This is a genomic window from Micromonospora sp. NPDC005806, assembly GCF_042871425.1.
In the GTDB taxonomy this organism is placed as follows: domain Bacteria; phylum Actinomycetota; class Actinomycetes; order Mycobacteriales; family Micromonosporaceae; genus Micromonospora.
Genome location: NZ_JBIAIL010000004.1, coordinates 16,505 through 29,498 on the forward strand (window position 1 = coordinate 16,505; position 12,994 = coordinate 29,498).

Annotated in this window: 19 protein-coding genes; 6 read left to right on the plus strand and 13 right to left on the minus strand. The window is 75.1% G+C overall.

Annotated elements, in window-relative coordinates:
- The first annotated feature begins 30 nt into the window (after positions 1–30).
- Positions 31–690, plus strand: coding sequence for a TetR/AcrR family transcriptional regulator (locus ACFYOS_RS06410; RefSeq protein ID WP_387136376.1), 660 nt, complete (start codon positions 31–33; stop codon positions 688–690).
- Here ACFYOS_RS06410 and ACFYOS_RS06415 read toward each other — a convergent pair.
- Genes ACFYOS_RS06415 through ACFYOS_RS06425 form a run of 3 tightly spaced genes read right to left on the minus strand, consistent with a single transcriptional unit; the run spans position 663 to position 2,129 of the window.
- Positions 663–1,187: a hypothetical protein gene (locus ACFYOS_RS06415; protein ID WP_387136377.1), complete on the minus strand. Its 525-nt coding sequence runs from the start codon at positions 1,185–1,187 to the stop codon at positions 663–665. The two genes, ACFYOS_RS06410 and ACFYOS_RS06415, sit on opposite strands and share 28 nt — an antisense overlap.
- A gap of 10 nt (positions 1,188–1,197) precedes the next feature.
- Positions 1,198–1,653, minus strand: coding sequence for a hypothetical protein (locus ACFYOS_RS06420; protein WP_387136378.1), 456 nt, complete (start codon positions 1,651–1,653; stop codon positions 1,198–1,200).
- Positions 1,653–2,129 carry a hypothetical protein gene (locus ACFYOS_RS06425; RefSeq protein WP_387136379.1) on the minus strand — a complete coding sequence of 159 codons (477 nt, stop codon included), beginning with the start codon at positions 2,127–2,129 and terminating at the stop codon, positions 1,653–1,655. The genes ACFYOS_RS06420 and ACFYOS_RS06425 overlap by 1 nt, the downstream gene beginning before the upstream one ends.
- 44 nt (positions 2,130–2,173) lie before the next feature.
- Between ACFYOS_RS06425 and ACFYOS_RS06430 the strand changes: the two genes are divergently transcribed.
- Positions 2,174–3,160, plus strand: coding sequence for a helix-turn-helix transcriptional regulator (locus tag ACFYOS_RS06430; protein WP_387136380.1), 987 nt, complete (start codon positions 2,174–2,176; stop codon positions 3,158–3,160).
- Positions 3,161–3,172: 12 nt separating this feature from the next.
- Here ACFYOS_RS06430 and ACFYOS_RS06435 read toward each other — a convergent pair whose 3' ends face one another.
- The 6 genes from ACFYOS_RS06435 to ACFYOS_RS06460 form a co-directional block, all read right to left on the minus strand.
- Entirely contained in the window at positions 3,173–3,442 is a 270-nt protein-coding gene (locus tag ACFYOS_RS06435; RefSeq protein ID WP_387136381.1) for a hypothetical protein, read from the minus strand.
- Complete coding sequence (locus tag ACFYOS_RS06440; RefSeq protein WP_387136382.1) at positions 3,439–3,621, minus strand: hypothetical protein; 183 nt, start codon at positions 3,619–3,621, stop codon at positions 3,439–3,441. Before ACFYOS_RS06440 ends, ACFYOS_RS06435 begins: the two co-directional genes overlap by 4 nt.
- A gap of 58 nt (positions 3,622–3,679) precedes the next feature.
- A complete protein-coding gene (locus ACFYOS_RS06445; RefSeq protein ID WP_387136383.1) occupies positions 3,680–4,282 on the minus strand; it encodes an MBL fold metallo-hydrolase in 603 nt (200 codons plus the stop codon).
- A 163-nt stretch (positions 4,283–4,445) separates the two neighbouring features.
- Positions 4,446–5,504 (minus strand): exo-alpha-sialidase, encoded by a 1,059-nt coding sequence (locus tag ACFYOS_RS06450; RefSeq protein ID WP_387136384.1) that lies wholly within the window; start codon positions 5,502–5,504, stop codon positions 4,446–4,448.
- 198 nt (positions 5,505–5,702) lie between these two features.
- Positions 5,703–6,254, minus strand: a complete 552-nt coding sequence (locus ACFYOS_RS06455; protein WP_387136385.1) for an RNA polymerase sigma factor — start codon at positions 6,252–6,254, stop codon at positions 5,703–5,705.
- A 124-nt stretch (positions 6,255–6,378) separates the two neighbouring features.
- Entirely contained in the window at positions 6,379–6,771 is a 393-nt protein-coding gene (locus ACFYOS_RS06460; RefSeq protein ID WP_387136386.1) for a hypothetical protein, read from the minus strand.
- A gap of 70 nt (positions 6,772–6,841) precedes the next feature.
- Between ACFYOS_RS06460 and ACFYOS_RS06465 the strand changes: the two genes are divergently transcribed.
- Complete coding sequence (locus tag ACFYOS_RS06465) at positions 6,842–7,270, plus strand: archease (protein WP_387136387.1); 429 nt, start codon at positions 6,842–6,844, stop codon at positions 7,268–7,270.
- Positions 7,271–7,276: 6 nt separating this feature from the next.
- Here ACFYOS_RS06465 and ACFYOS_RS06470 read toward each other — a convergent pair whose 3' ends face one another.
- On the minus strand, positions 7,277–8,695 hold the full coding sequence (locus ACFYOS_RS06470) for an RtcB family protein (RefSeq protein WP_387136388.1): 1,419 nt from the start codon (positions 8,693–8,695) through the stop codon (positions 7,277–7,279).
- A gap of 100 nt (positions 8,696–8,795) precedes the next feature.
- A complete protein-coding gene (locus ACFYOS_RS06475; RefSeq protein WP_387136389.1) occupies positions 8,796–9,404 on the minus strand; it encodes a hypothetical protein in 609 nt (202 codons plus the stop codon).
- A 170-nt stretch (positions 9,405–9,574) separates the two neighbouring features.
- Between ACFYOS_RS06475 and ACFYOS_RS06480 the strand changes: the two genes are divergently transcribed.
- The 3 genes from ACFYOS_RS06480 to ACFYOS_RS06490 all read left to right on the plus strand — a co-directional run bounded on the left by ACFYOS_RS06480 (position 9,575) and on the right by ACFYOS_RS06490 (position 11,077).
- Positions 9,575–10,477, plus strand: coding sequence for a pentapeptide repeat-containing protein (locus ACFYOS_RS06480; RefSeq protein WP_387136390.1), 903 nt, complete (start codon positions 9,575–9,577; stop codon positions 10,475–10,477).
- Positions 10,478–10,559: 82 nt separating this feature from the next.
- Positions 10,560–10,796, plus strand: a complete 237-nt coding sequence (locus ACFYOS_RS06485) for a preprotein translocase YidC (RefSeq protein ID WP_387136391.1) — start codon at positions 10,560–10,562, stop codon at positions 10,794–10,796.
- Positions 10,797–10,831: 35 nt separating this feature from the next.
- Complete coding sequence (locus ACFYOS_RS06490; protein ID WP_387136392.1) at positions 10,832–11,077, plus strand: hypothetical protein; 246 nt, start codon at positions 10,832–10,834, stop codon at positions 11,075–11,077.
- 33 nt (positions 11,078–11,110) lie between these two features.
- Here ACFYOS_RS06490 and rnhA read toward each other — a convergent pair whose 3' ends face one another.
- Entirely contained in the window at positions 11,111–11,587 is a 477-nt protein-coding gene (gene rnhA / locus ACFYOS_RS06495; protein ID WP_387136393.1) for a ribonuclease HI, read from the minus strand.
- Between the two features lie 92 nt (positions 11,588–11,679).
- Positions 11,680–12,921, minus strand: coding sequence for a lycopene cyclase family protein (locus tag ACFYOS_RS06500; RefSeq protein WP_387136394.1), 1,242 nt, complete (start codon positions 12,919–12,921; stop codon positions 11,680–11,682).
- Positions 12,922–12,994 lie beyond the last annotated feature (73 nt).

Consider the following 12,994-nt stretch of genomic DNA (forward strand, 5'->3'; position numbering starts at 1 on the left):
CAGTGTCGAGCGGGTGTAGCATCAGCCGACATGACCACCGCCCGTACGCCGACCGGGGCCGCACCGACGCGCGGACGGCGACCGGGCCGCTCCACCGGCGACGACCGGGAGCTGGCCATCCTCACCACCGCCGAACGGCTGCTGGAGCAGCGGGCCTTCGGCGACATCTCCATCGACGACCTGGCGAAGGGCGCCGGCATCTCCCGGCCGACGTTCTACTTCTACTTCCCCTCGAAGGACGCGGTGCTGCTCACCCTGCTCGACCGGGTCACCGAGGAGGCGAACGCCGCAGCGGGCGACGTGCTGGACCGGCTCGCCGAGGACCCGCGCGCCCGGTGGCGGGAGCTGATCTCGCGGTTCCACGCCGCCTTCGGTGGTCACCGCGCGCTGGTGCTGGCCTGCGCCCAGGTGCGCGGCACCAATGCCGAGGTGCGGCGGCTCTGGGCCGAGGTGCTCGAGCGCTGGGTACGCGCGGTCGAGGCGGCCATCGAGGGCGAGCGCCGGCGCGGCGCGGCCCCGGACGGACTGCCCGCCCGGGACCTCGCCATCGCGCTGAACTCGATGAACGAACGGGTCTGGTACGCCACCTTCGCCTGCGACGGGCCCGCGGTGGCCGAGCGGGACGTGGTCGACGTGCTGCTCGACGTCTGGCTGACCGCGATCTACCGGACGACCACGCCGCCGGCCTGAGCGGCGGCGTGCGCCTCGCGCAGCCGCGCCATCATCAGGTCGAAATCGGCGGCCGACAGCACCGGGCCGACGTTCTTGCGCAGACCCGCCAGCGTCGAGCGCCGCTGCACCGGCGCCTCCACCGCGCCGTCGCGGGTCAGCACCCAGGCCGCGTCCCGCACGGTCGCCGAGCCGAGGAACCTCGCCCGCCGCACGTCGAACCCGGTCACCTCCGACCACGGCAGCAGGCGCGAGCGGTGAACGTGCCGGAGCAGCAGGCCACGCTCGTCGCGGTAGACGCCCACCAGGTACAGGCGCAGCGCCGCGAACTCCCACGCGCCGACAGCGGCGACGGCCCCCGCCATCTGGGCGACCTGGCGGACCGGCAGCCCTCCGCCGACGACCCCGGCCCCCACCGCGATCGACACGACGACGATCATGCCACCCCCGGCCAGAACCATGAAGCCGGTGAACGCCTGCCGCAGCCCCCACGGATCGACCCGCCGCCATCGCCGCACGGCCGTCACGCTAGCGGGTGCGGGCAAACTCCATGATCCAGTTCGTCTCCCAGGTGCGCTCGCCGTCGGTGGAGAAGGCCTGCTCCCAGCGGCAGGAGGTGGGCGTGATCCCCGACCAGATGAACCGGCACCGGACCGGACGCCCCTCGTCGCTGTCGTCGGCGTAGAAGGTGCCGACCCCGTCGACGAACCGGCCCACCACCGGCGGCAGTTCCAGGACGCCGCGCGTGCTGTTCATCCAGTAGATCGACCAGAGCCCGGTCGACGCGTCCCGGATGCGTACGGTCGAGCCGGAGAAGCCGGGGGTCGGGAAGCGGATCTCGTCGAAGCTGCCGGCACCGTCAAAGAACGAGTGCGCGACCGTGGTGCCGGGAAACTCGTCCCAGTCGTCGCTGCCGACGTGCCGCTTGGTCAGCCGCCGGTTGGTCACGTCCCAGGTGCCGACGAGGAAGTCGAAGTCGCCCATCAGTAGCCCACCGGCCCCTCGGCCCGGGTGTCGGCCAGGTAGCCGGGCAGGTCAGGACGGTCGGGGGCGAGGACGTGGCGGACCCAGGCACTGCGCTCGTGCTCCAGCACGCCCAACTCCCAGACGCAGCCCACCCCGGGGCGGTCCAGTGGGACGAAGTGCGCCGGGTCGTCATCCGGGCAGTCCAGCGCGGGCTGGCCGGCGATCGCGATCCGGCACTCCAGCACGTTGTCGAAGAACCAGCTGTAGGCCAGCAGGTACGCCCCGGTGTCCGCGCCGCGGTGCAGCACCACCCAGCTTGCCGGCGGGGTGCCGCCGTCCGGCTCGGGCAGCAGCTTCGGCAGGTACGCGTACGCGGCCTCGACCACGGCGGGTTCGAGGCGGCGGTCCGGCTGGTCGATGTGATAGCGCTTGACGTGCCGGCCGGCGACCTCAAGGGTCTCCGGCACGGTCAGTTCCTTGTCGTGGAAGGCCATGCCGGGACGGTAGGCCCACTCCCCTGACAGCTACTGTCAGTGGAATGCGGGCCAGTCGTCTCCTGTCAATCCTGCTGCTGCTCCAGGCCCACGGCCGGCTCACCGCCGCCGAGCTGGCGTGCCGGCTGGAGGTCTCGGTGCGCACCGTCTACCGGGACGTCGAATCGCTGCACGCCGCCGGCATCCCGCTGTACGGAGAAGCCGGCCACGCCGGGGGCTACCAACTCGTCGACGGCTGGCAGACCCGGCTGACCGGCCTCACCGCTGAGGAGGCCGACCGGCTGCTCTTCGCCGGGCTGCCCGGGCCGGCCGCCGAGCTGGGCTACCAGTCGGTCGTCGCCACCCTGCAACTCAAGCTGCGGGCCGCGCTGCCGCCCCCGCTCGCCGACCGGGCCGCCCGGCTCCAGGAACGGTTCCACCTGGACACCCCCGGCTGGTACTCCGACGGCGATCCGTCGCCGTACCTGGCGCCGACCGCGGAGGCGGTGTGGCGGCAGCATCGGGTCCGGGTGCGCTACCGGAGCTGGAGCGGCGAGGTGACCCGGGTGCTCGAGCCGTACGGGCTGGTGCTCAAGGGCGGCCGTTGGTATGTGGTCGCCGCCCGGCCGGACCGGCCCGAGCCGGCCACCTACCGGGTCAATCAGATCCTCGACCTCACTCCGCTCGACGCGCCGTTCGACCGGCCCGAGTTCGACCTGCCCGGCTGGTGGCGGGCACACGTGGTGGACTTCCGGACCCGGCTGCACCGGGACGAGGCGACCATCCGCCTCTCGCCGCGAGGCCGGCAGCGGTTGCGCGAGGTCGCCAGCGACGCGGTGGTGGCCGCCGTGGACGCCACCGCCGGGCCGCCCGACGACGGCGGCTGGGTGCGGGCGGTCGTACCCATCGAGTCGCTCACCCACGCGCACGGTGACCTGCTCCGGCTCGGCGCCGAGGTGGAGGTCCTCTCCCCCGCCGCGCTGCGCGATCGCCTCGCCGGCACCGCCGCCGCCCTGGCCGCCCTCTACCACCCGCCGCCCTCAACGTCGTGAGGTCCGCCCCCGTCAGCGGAGGTCGTGCCGGGCAGCGGCGACGGCGGTGATGCCGCGTTCGATGTCGCCGGGTAGGTTGGCGGCGTAGCCGAGCACTAGGCCGGGGGGCTGCGGTCGCTGGCCGTGCCAGGATAGCGGCTGCACCTTGACGCCCCGGCGCAGCGCCGCCGCGGCCTGCGCAGTGTCGTCGACGTCGCCGGGAAGGGTGACCAGCAGGTGCAGGCCGGCGGCGGCGCCGTGCACGACCGCCCCGGGCAGGTGGTCGCGGACCGCCCGGATCATCGCGTCCCGGCGGCGACGTGCCGGCGGCGCAGCAGCCGCAGGTGGCGTTCCAGCGCGCCGGAGTCCATCAGCTCGGCCAGCACGAGCTGCGGCAGGGCCGCGTTGCCCAGATCGGCCGTGCGGCGGATGCTCGCGGAGTTGACCGCCGTGCTGGCGTCGGCGCGGACGGCGGTGCTCACCGCCGACGCGCCGGAGTTCCCGGTGCCGGCGGCGCGGGCCGGGTGACGGCCCGGCTGGTCAGGCCGTCTCGCCCGGCGCCAGGCGCCGGTAGCCCGGGACGGTCTCGGCGAACCAGCCGTTCACGCTGGCCAGGCCCCGGTCGTTGAGCTGGGCGTCGTGGATCGGGAAGACCCGTCGGGCACCGACCGTCGCGGCGAACGTGATCGCCTCGGTCAGCTTCAGCCAGGACGCCTGGGCCGGTACCAGCAGGGTCTCCACCGGGGCGCCGGGCGGGGCGAGTGAATCCCCCGGGTGGTAGACCGCGTCGTCGACGAGGTAGCCGAGGTTGGCGCAGTCCGGCTGTCCGTCGTGGATGACGGCATGCCGACCGCCCACCGCGGTGACGGCGAAGCCGGCGGCGGTGAACCTGTCGCCGGCCGCCACCCGGGTCACCGCGAGCGGCGCCAGGTCGGGCAGCCGGGCCCCGTCCGGCGCGAAGACCGGCACGCCGAGGCCGGCCAGCCGCAGCACGTCGACGTGGTCGGTGTGCTCATGCGTGAGTAGGACCGCGTCCGCCCCGACCAGGGCCGCCGGCTCGCTCCAGACTCCGGGGTCGACGACCAGGGCGCGACCCTCGTGTTCGAGCCGGATGCAGGCGTGGGTCCATTTTGTGAGCTTCACCGGGTCAACCTAACCGGGACGCCGGCGCGGTGAGCACCCGGTGCCACTCCGGCATCGGCGACCCGGGTGCCCCGCAGCGGCCGCCGTCGCCGACGGTCCTCGTCGTCGGCGACGGCTGCGGGGTGCTCCCGGCGGCGCTCGGGGTCGCCGCCGAGAGCGCCGGTCACGGCAGCGCGGGCGGATCCAGCCAGCGCCAGGTGACGCCGTCGGCGGAGAGCCACGCGCCCTTGCTGTCCGGCCAGCCGGTCTGCACGTACCCGCCGGACACCGGCCGCGGGTCGGCGGCCGGTCCGAGGGTGGTGGGGCGGAGCGTGGCGCCGTCGTCGGAGCTGGCGAACATCAGCGGGGCCTCCGCGGCCGAGAAGCCGGCCTGGATGATCAGCACCCCGTCGGGACGCACCGCCGCGCGGATGCTGCGCTCCCCGACGTCGGCCGTCCCGGCGGTACGCGTCCACTTCTCGCCGCCGTCCGTGCTGCGCCAGACCACCACGGCGCCGCGCACCCGCCCGACCGCGAACACGGTGCGACCGTCCTGCGTGGCCACCGCGGGACCGCCCAGGTCGTCGAGGGCCGCCAGGCCGTCCGGGAACTGGTGCCGCCGCCAGGTCCGACCGCCGTCGCGGCTGACCTCCACGGCGCTGCCGGTCCAGATGATCCGGCCGCCGTCGCCGACGACCGGACCGGTGCGGCCGCTGACCCAGAGGCCGGCCGTGGCCGGCACGCTGTCGACCATCAGCACGGCGCGCAGCGTGGACCGCTTCACGAGCCGCACGACGTCCCCGCTGGCCGGGTCGGCGGCGACGATCGTGTCGTCGCTCGTGCCGGGCTCGCGCCCAAGCACCGGCCAGCCGGCCGGCAGCGCGTCCACCTGCTGCACCGTGACCTGCCGCCAGGTGGCCCCGCCGTCGCTGCTCGCGACCCACCCGGCGGACCGGCTATCGGGGGCGGAGCGGCTGACGTACCAGGCCACCAGGGTGCGCGGCCCGACCGCATGCAGGTCCACCATCGCGTCGTCCGGAACCGGCAACGCCCCGGTACGCCAGTGCCGGCCCCCGTCGTCGGTGCCCGCCCAGCGCGGCGGGCACCCGTCCCGGCACTCGGTCCAGCGCAGGTAGACATGGTCCAGGTCGCCGGCGGACGGGCGGCCGGTGAGGACCTGGCGGCCCGTGCCCGGGGCGGGCGTGCCGCCCGGGGTGGGGATGAGGTCGGGAGTGCGGTCCACGCCGAACCCGGGTGCGGGCGCGGCCCCGTTGTCCGGCCGAGCCGCGACGGCGACCCCGAACCGGTCACCAGCAGGGCCACCGTGGCGACCGTCAGGATCCGATGCCGGCGGCGCCGCCACCGGGCTCGCGCGGCCACCTGGTCGAAATGCAGCTTGAAGCCGGCCTGGGCGGCGGCGTTCAGGCCGGCGAAGTCCAGCTCAGGCATGGCGGGCCTCCCGTTCCTGACTGGTCGAGGAGGGGGCGGTGCGGGTGAGCCGCACCGGGGCGGCATCGCCGAGGTGGTCGGCGAGGGCGCGGCGGGCCCGCACCACTCGGGTCTTCACCGCCTCCACCGGGCAACCCATCGCAGCGGCCACCTCGGCCACCGGCAGGTCGGCGAGATGGTGCAGGACGACGGTCTCCCGGGCCTGCCAGGGCAGCCGCTGCAGCGCCCCCACCAACGCGACGTGGTCCGGTGACAGGTCCGGCGCGTGCTGCTGCGCCGGATCCAGCCGCGCCGAGCGGACGAGCCCGTGCAGGAGCACCCGGCGGCGGTACCGGGGCCGGGCGACGTTCAAGGCCACCGTCCGCAGCCACGCCTCCGGATTCGCCAACTGCCGGAACCGCCCCGGCCGCGCCAGCGCCCGGACGAACGCCTCCTGCACGACGTCCTGCGCCTCCGCGTAGTCGCCGGTCATCGCGTACAGCTGGGCCACCAGGCGGGCCGCGGAGGCGGCGTACACCTGTTTGATCTGTTCCAGTGGGTCCACATCTTCCCCTCCCGCGTCGGTCGTTACACGCGGTACGACCGGCGAGCGGGCGGTGCGGTGACATTCCGCGTCGGCGGACCCCGGGCAGGCGACGTGCCGGCGCGGGTGGTGCGGCGGGAGCGGGTCAGGCGCCCGGCTGATCGTCGTCGTCGGCGCGCATGAGCTCGTCGAACTCGGCCGGGGTGAGCTCGCCGGTGCGCAGTCGGCGGGCGTTGGCGGCGAACCGGCCGATCGCCGCTCCCCGCGGGTCGGGCGGGGACAGCAGGCCACCCTCGGCGGCCAGCGCGGTCACCTCGTCGGCGACCTGGCGGGTGTCGTCGGTGTCGACCGGCTCGCCGTGCAGCTCGCGCAGCGCGGCCGCGAGCTGCCCGTCCGCCGCGTCGCCGGTGCCCCACCACCGCCGGGCCAGCTCGACCGTGCGGCCGAGGGTGTCCTGGCCGACCTTCTCGGCACGCAGCACGGCGCGCATCATGCTGAGGAAGGTGACGGTCACGGCGTCGAAGTCATCGGCGATCATGTCTGGCACGCTAGCCGCCCACTGCGACAAAACGTGTTGGACACCCGACCCGCGGCGGCATGATCGGGGCATGGAGCGACGACCGCCCCGGGGGCACCGGAACATCCCGCACACCGCCGACGTCCGCATCGAGGCGTGGGCGCCGGACCGGGAGGGCTGCGTGGCCGAGGCGGTGGACGCGCTGGTCGACACCTTCGTGGACACCGTCGGCGCCGTCGCGGACCGCGAGGCCGAGTTCCGGGTGCCGCCGGGCGACGAAGCCGACATGCTGGTCGGCGTGCTCGACGAGGTGATCTTCCGGATGGAGACGGAGGGCGAGCTGCCGCTGGCCAGCGACGTGCGCGCGGCCGAGGACGGCGGCCTGCTGGTGCGATGGCGCACGACCGGCACCGACGCGGTGGAGCTGGTCGGGGCGGTCCCGAAGGCGGTGTCGCTGCACGACCTGCGCTTCAGCCGGGACGGCGCCGGCTGGGGCTGCGCGGTGACCCTGGACGTGTGAGCAGGCTCAGCCCTTCACTACGCCGAGCGGGACCAGTCGGGCCACCCGCCGGCACAGGCCCGCCCCCTCGGCCGCCTCGATGACCGCGGTGATGTCCTTGTACGCGGCCGGCATCTCCTCGGCCAGCCCGCGCCGGGACGCGCCCCGCACCGCGATGTCCTGCGCCTCCAGCTCGCGGCGTGGGTCGTGTCCGCGCTCCGCCTTGGTGGCCTGCTTGCGGCTCTGCACCCGGCCCGCACCGTGGCAGGTGGAGCCCCATGCCGGTGCGCCGGGCACGCCGGTGAGGACGTACGAGCCGGTGCCCATCGAGCCGGGGATCAGCACCGGCTGCCCGGCCGGGCGCAGGTCCTCCGGCAGGTCCGGGTGCCCCGACGGCAGGGCGCGGGTGGCGCCCTTGCGGTGCACGCAGAGCTTTCGCGGCGCCCCGTCCACGTCGTGCGTCTCGATCTTGGCGAGATTGTGCGAGATGTCGTACACCAGGTCCAGGTCGCGCCCGATCACCCGGCTGAACACCTGCCGGGCCGCGTGGGTGAGCAGTTGCCGGTTGGCCCGGGCGTAGTTGGCCGCGGCCGCCATCGCCCCCAGGTACGCCCGCCCCTCGTGGGACGACACCGGCGCGCAGGCGAGCTGTCGGTCGGGCACGTGGATGCCGTAGCCCGGCATCACCTTCTCCATCTCCCGCACGTAGTCCGTGCAGATCTGGTGGCCCAGCCCGCGCGAACCACAGTGGATCATGACGCAGACCTGGCCGGCCTGCAGCCCGAACGCGGCCGCCGTCGCGTCGTCGTAGACCTCCTCGACCGCCTGCACCTCCAGGAAGTGGTTCCCGGAACCGAGGCTGCCGACCTGACGCGCGCCGCGCTCCACGGCTCGCTCGCTCACCTGGGCCGGGTTCGCGTCGCCGACCGCGCCGTAGTCCTCGCAGCGGTCCAGGTCCCGCTGGACCCCGAACCCCCGCTCGACCGCGTACCGGGAACCGCCGCGCAGCACCCCGTCGAGTTCGGCGCGGTCGGTCAGGTGCCACACCGCGCCCTTGCCCATACCGCGCGGGGTGCACTCGCTCAGGCCGTCCATCACCGCGTCCAGCCGGGGGCGCAGGTGATCCCGGTCCAGGTCGGCGGCGAGCAGCCGCACACCGCACGAGATGTCGAAGCCGACGCCGCCGGGCGAGACCACGCCCCCCTCCTCGACGTCCATGGCGGCCACCCCACCGATCGGGAAGCCGTAGCCCCAGTGCACGTCCGGCATGGCGTACGAGGCGCCGACGATGCCGGGCAGGGTGGCCACGTGCGCCACCTGCTCCAGCGACCGGTCCGCCCCGGCGTCGGGCAACAGCGATCGGGACGCGAAGACCACGCCCGGCACCCGCATCGGGTCGTGCCGGTCGATGCGGAACCGGTACGGCGACTCCTCGACCAGGTCCATGCCGCCCGGGTTACCCGGGTCCGGGGCGATTACACCCGGTCTGGTTCAACTCGCCCGATCCGGGTACCGCGCCGACATGCCCCAGCCCCCGCGCCCCGGGTCACGCGGTCATCGAGATCGAGGCCCGGCGGATGTGCCTGACCTGGATGGCGAAGGCGGCCAGCGCCGCCACCACGCCGACCGCGATCGCCGGGCCGGGTGGAGCGCCGAACAGCCCGGCCAGCAGGGTGACGCCGAGCCCGATCAGCAGCCCGTTGACCGCGCCGACGAGCGCGGCCGTGGTGAACAGCAGGTGCCGGCGGCGCGGTCGCTCCCCCACCGCCGCCCAGATCGCCGCCCTGCCGCCCCCGCCGGCCACAGCGTCGGCGAAGAAGTCCTGATCGGCGGCGAACCGCCGATGGTACCAGGCGCGGATGCGCTGGATCCGCTGGAGGTCCAGCGAGTGCTCCACCATGTTCTGCACCAACCGGCCAAAGGTCAGCAGCCCGGTGATCACCAGGGTCGGCAGCACCGCGCCGAGGTACGGCCGCAGCAGGTGCCCGGTGCCGGAGACGAAACCCAGACCGATCAGCGAGGCCGAGAGCATCGACAGGAAAATCGTCGTCCGTCCCACCGACTCGGTGATGGTCGCGCTGCGCGAGGTCTGGAGCACGAAGTGTTCGGTGGTGAGGGCGGTGAGCAGGGCCTGCTCCCGTGCGTCCTCGTCCATCCCGCGGCCCCCTCCGGTCACCGTCACGATACGGAGCCGGACCGGCGGTGCGGGCCGAAATGGGATGCCCGGCGGAGTCACACCGGCCGACCCGCCGGCCGGGCCCGGACGGTGGCGGCGGAGAATGGCCCTGACAAGTGCGCGACCAGCGGGTACGGACGGGGGCAGGGGTGTCGGAGACGGCGGAGCAGTGGACGGCGGACGGCGGGGGCCGCGAGCTGCGCGCCGACTGCTCCCGCTGCTCCGGGATCTGCTGCGTCGCGCCGGCGTTCGCCGCCTCCGCCGACTTCGCCATCGACAAGCCCGCCGGGCAGCCCTGCCCGAACCTGGGCTCGGACTCCCGCTGCGGCATCCACCGCGACCTGCGCCAGCGAGGCTTCCCCGGGTGCACGGTGTTCGACTGCTTCGGGGCCGGCCAGCACGTCGCGCAGCAGACCTTCGGCGGGCGGGACTGGCGGGACGATCCGGCCACCGCGCGGCGGATGTTCGACACCTTCGCGGTGATGCGGCCGCTGCACGAGCTGCTCTGGTACCTGACCGAGGCGCTCGCGGTGACCGCGGCCGGCCCGCTCCGGGACGACCTGGCCGCCGCCCTGGCGGAGACCGGGCGGCTCACCGACGGCACCCCGGAGGAGCTGCTCGGCCTGGACGTCGACGCCCACCGGGACCGGGTCAACCGACTGCTCTCCGGGGCCGGCGAGGCGGCCCGGGCCGGACGGCAGGGGGTGGACCGGCGCGGGGCGGTGCTGATCGGGGCGGACCTGCGAAGGGCCGGGCTGTCCGGGGCGAACCTGCGGGGCGCCTGCCTGATCGGCGCGGACCTGCGCGGGGTGGACCTCGGCGCGGCCGACCTGACCGGGGCAGACCTACGCGGCGCCGACCTACGCGGCGCCGACCTCGGCCGCTGCCTCTTCCTGCACCAGTCCCAGCTCGACGCGGCGCGCGGCGACCACCGGACCGCGCTGCCGCCCCGCCTGCGCCGCCCCGCCCACTGGTCGCTGACCGTCACCCCGGTCCGGCAGTCCGGTGCCCGGTCGTCGGGTGGTCGGGCCACCGGCCGCCGCCGGCGCTGACGGACGCGGCGCCGGGGGCGTTTCACCGGGGCGGTGTCGGGTAGCCGGTTGGGACCGCGGCACGGATGGGGGGGGCGGACGGGTGAGATATCGGGTACGGCAGAGCGAGCAGCCGATGGACCCGGCGCACGCCGAGGACGAGGCCGGTCAGGCCCGGCTGGTCCAGGTCGACGCGGACACGGACGTGCCGGCGCCAAAGCGCGGCGCGCCGAAGCCTGACGAGGTCACCGAGGACGACGGCTCCGGGGTGGCCGGCGGCGCGTCCGGCAGCAGCTCCGGCGGCTCGTCGATGCCGACGCACCCGGATGCGGCGCGCTGAGCGTTTGCCCCGGGCGAGCTGGGCAGGAGTGCGACATGACGAGTGACAAGTCCTTCGGCCGCGCGTCCTTCGGCCGCGCGGCCACCGACGAGCCCGACGGCGCCACCGCGTACGAGGCGTCGTTGCGCCCGCCGGGCGAGTCCCTGCGCACGACCGACGACACCGGCGACGACTTCGCCGACCTGCCGGCCGAGGAGCGTCGCTCCGCCCGGGAGACGAGCCGGGCCGGCTACGACGTGGACGCCGTCTCCGGCACCGGAGAGCTGCCGGTCGAGGAGTGACCCCGACCCGTGTCCGGGTCGGCAATCGCCCGGTCAGCGGGGCACGCCCGCCCCGGCCCGGGCCTCCGCCATGCCCCGGTTGGCCAGCGCGTCGGCCCGCTCGTTCTCCGGGTGTCCGTTGTGGCCCTTCACCCACAGCCAGGTCACGTCGTGCCGGGCGCAGGCGACCTCCAGCCGCTGCCACAGGTCGGCGTTCTTGACCGGCTGCTTGGCCGCCGTCACCCAGCCGTTGCGCTTCCAGGACGCCAGCCAGCCGGTGATGCCGTTGCGCACGTACGTGCTGTCGGTGTGCAGGCGCACGGTGACCGGCCGGGTCAGGCTCTCCAGCGCCCGGATCGCGGCGGTCAGCTCCATCCGGTTGTTGGTGGTCGGGGTCGCCTCGCCGCCGCACAGCTCGCGTTCGTGCTCGCCCCAGCGCAGCACCACACCCCAGCCGCCGGGACCGGGGTTGCCGCTGCACGCCCCGTCGGTCCAGATCTCCACGACCCTGCCGGTCACCGCCTCCGCCATGCCGGCAACCTACCCGGTACGCCCACCGGACCTCGTCGCGGCGCTCCGCGCCCGGCTGCTGACGGCCGACGGAACCGGTCGTTCGTGGCCACCTACGAGCCGGTCTGACCCGCGGTCCGCGACCCCGCCTCCACCACGGGGGTGACGGCCGGATCGCGGCGCAGCCGGGTGCGCAACCGGTCGACAGCGTCACCGAGCACCGCGCCGGTCATCGGCAACAGCGGGCTGGACCGCATCACCGCCAGCTCCTCGGCCGGGGAGGTGACCCCGTCGAGGAAGCGCAGCACCCGCTCGGCCGGGTTGCGCTCGAAGAGCCGGTCGAAGAACTCCACCCCGGCGACGTGCCCCCGGTCCAGCGCGCGCAGCGCCACCGCGTCCATCCACAGGTGACGCCGGGGGTAGGCGGGCGCCGGCACCGGCGGCCGGCCGGCGGCCAGCTCGCGGGCGACCTGCTCGGCCTGCCGGAGCATGGCGGAGAAGGTGAACCCGGTGGAGGGGCGGGTGGCGCCGCCGGCGGTGCCGAGCCGGACCACCCGGGCCGACGGGCGGGGGACGAACGGACCGTCGGTCATCGGGATGACCCCGTTCTCCACCTCGCGCACCCGCAGCGCGGCCAGGTCCAGGCCGAGCAGTCCGGCGTAGCCGCGCAACGCCGCGTCGTACGCCGCGTCGGTGCGCACGGCCGGGGAGAACTCGGTGTACTCGACCAGGGCGTACCGGTCGCTGACCGGCAGCAGGTAGCCGAAAGAGACGCCCCGGGCGGGCTGCGGGGTGCGGAAGTCCATCAGCACCGCCCGGTCCGGGTCGAAGGTGGGCCGGTCGGCCGCCAGCCACCAGCCGCGGAAGTGCTGCAACCAGCTGGTCCGCCCGGGCCGTCGCGGCGGCCGGGGCCGGGAGTCGAGCACCCAGCCGGCCCGCGCCACGGGCCGCCCGTCGAAGTCGTGGACGGTCACCCGGTGGCCGTCGTCGCGCAACTCCCCGGCCGGCGCGGCGATCCGCACGGCGCCCAGCCGGCGCTCGGCCGCGGCAGCCCGGTCGTAGACCGGGGCGGAGCGGAGCATCGCGTACCGCAGCGGGGCGAGGGACAGGTCGCGGCGGCCGGCGGGCGTGACCACGTCGACCCGCGACCAGGCGGCGCTCAGCAGCGGGTCGAGGTCCGTGCCGGGGGCGCCCCAGAACGCCCACGTGCGGTCCTGGCCGCGCTTGTGCACCGGGTCGACCACGGCGACCCGCAGACCGGTCAGGTCGTGCCGGTCGAGGGCGGCCAGGACCAGGGAGGCGGCGCCTCCGCCGCCCACCAGCGCGAGGTCGACGTCGACCGGCGATGCGTCCACCCGACCACGCTGTCACACGCCCAGCGGCCGCCGCCCGGGACCCCGCCGCCCGTCGCGGCGGGCCGAGTAGATT

Excerpts from the sequence above, each read along its gene's own strand:
- ACFYOS_RS06410 (WP_387136376.1), top strand. The coding sequence starts at position 31 with ATGACCACCGCCCGTACGCCGACCGGGGCCGCACCGACGCGCGGACGG.
- ACFYOS_RS06420 (WP_387136378.1), bottom strand. The coding sequence starts at position 1,653 with ATGGGCGACTTCGACTTCCTCGTCGGCACCTGGGACGTGACCAACCGG.
- ACFYOS_RS06425 (WP_387136379.1), bottom strand. The coding sequence starts at position 2,129 with ATGGCCTTCCACGACAAGGAACTGACCGTGCCGGAGACCCTTGAGGTC.
- ACFYOS_RS06430 (WP_387136380.1), top strand. The coding sequence starts at position 2,174 with ATGCGGGCCAGTCGTCTCCTGTCAATCCTGCTGCTGCTCCAGGCCCAC.
- ACFYOS_RS06435 (WP_387136381.1), bottom strand. The coding sequence starts at position 3,442 with ATGATCCGGGCGGTCCGCGACCACCTGCCCGGGGCGGTCGTGCACGGC.
- ACFYOS_RS06460 (WP_387136386.1), bottom strand. The coding sequence starts at position 6,771 with ATGATCGCCGATGACTTCGACGCCGTGACCGTCACCTTCCTCAGCATG.
- ACFYOS_RS06465 (WP_387136387.1), top strand. The coding sequence starts at position 6,842 with ATGGAGCGACGACCGCCCCGGGGGCACCGGAACATCCCGCACACCGCC.
- ACFYOS_RS06470 (WP_387136388.1), bottom strand. The coding sequence starts at position 8,695 with ATGGACCTGGTCGAGGAGTCGCCGTACCGGTTCCGCATCGACCGGCAC.
- ACFYOS_RS06475 (WP_387136389.1), bottom strand. The coding sequence starts at position 9,404 with ATGGACGAGGACGCACGGGAGCAGGCCCTGCTCACCGCCCTCACCACC.
- ACFYOS_RS06490 (WP_387136392.1), top strand. The coding sequence starts at position 10,832 with ATGACGAGTGACAAGTCCTTCGGCCGCGCGTCCTTCGGCCGCGCGGCC.
- rnhA (WP_387136393.1), bottom strand. The coding sequence starts at position 11,587 with ATGGCGGAGGCGGTGACCGGCAGGGTCGTGGAGATCTGGACCGACGGG.